Raw genomic sequence first — 1,037 nt, forward strand, 5'->3', positions numbered from 1 at the left:
TATCACAAGCGGCTCCCATAAAGCGCGCGGAATTTCAGCCAATTTGGCAAGCTCAGTTGAATAGATCATCATTGCGCTGATAGCGGTGTTAAAATTAAGGGTCGCGGTGTCTTTTGTTATCTTTTCAATTGTACGGTGAAGGAGTTTTTGCAACTCAGCACCGCCGGCTTGCTCGCTGCCCGGTGTTGCCTCACTTACAGGTTTTTCGCTTATTGCCCAAAGACGCTCCAGAAAACGGGACACGCCTGTAACTCCCGCCATGTTCCACGGCTTGCTCACTTCAAGCGGCCCCATGAACATTTCATAGACACGCAAAGAATCAGCCCCGTACTCTTTAACAATATCATCGGGGTTTATTACATTTCCCCTGCTCTTGCTCATCTTCTGATTGTCTTCTCCCAGAATCATTCCCTGATTAACCAACCGCTGAAAAGGTTCTACGGTATTTACAAGACCGAGGTCGTACAACACTTTGTGCCAGAAGCGGCTGTACAAAAGGTGAAGCACCGCATGCTCAACGCCGCCGATATACAGATCGACGGGAAGCCAGTAATCAACTTTATCTTTTGCTACAAAAGCCTTGTCATTTTTCGGGTCAAGATAACGAATGTAATACCAGCAGGAACCTGCCCATTGCGGCATTTTGTTTGTTTCCCTTTTTGCTTTTCCGCCGCACTTAGGGCAGGTAGTGCTTACCCACTCGGCAATTCCCGCAAGCGGAGATTCGCCCGTGCCTGTAGGCGCGTAAGACTTAACCTGCGGCAGCCTCAACGGCAGATCATTCTCAGATAACGGAACAATGCCGCACTTCTCGCAATGCACGACGGGGATAGGCTCTCCCCAGTAACGCTGACGGGAAAAAATCCAGTCTCTTAATTTGTAATTAACCGCGTGTTTGCCAATGCCTTTTTCTTCAAGCCATTTTGTGATTCGCTTTTTTGCTTCTTCTGTGGGAAGGCCTGTAAAGGCGCCGGAATTTACTGAGTACCCGTCCGCAGCTGTACATTCCGAAGGCTCAGTTAAATAGTCCTTTCCGG

The 1,037-nt window shown here is 48.7% G+C and carries 1 protein-coding gene; it reads right to left on the minus strand.

Features of this window, described 5'->3' with window-relative positions:
• On the minus strand, positions 1-1,037 hold a 1,037-nt coding region (locus tag ACYVRH_RS13275), incomplete at both ends, for a class I tRNA ligase family protein (protein WP_461257371.1).

Source organism: Treponema sp. R80B11-R83G3 (assembly GCF_054786115.1).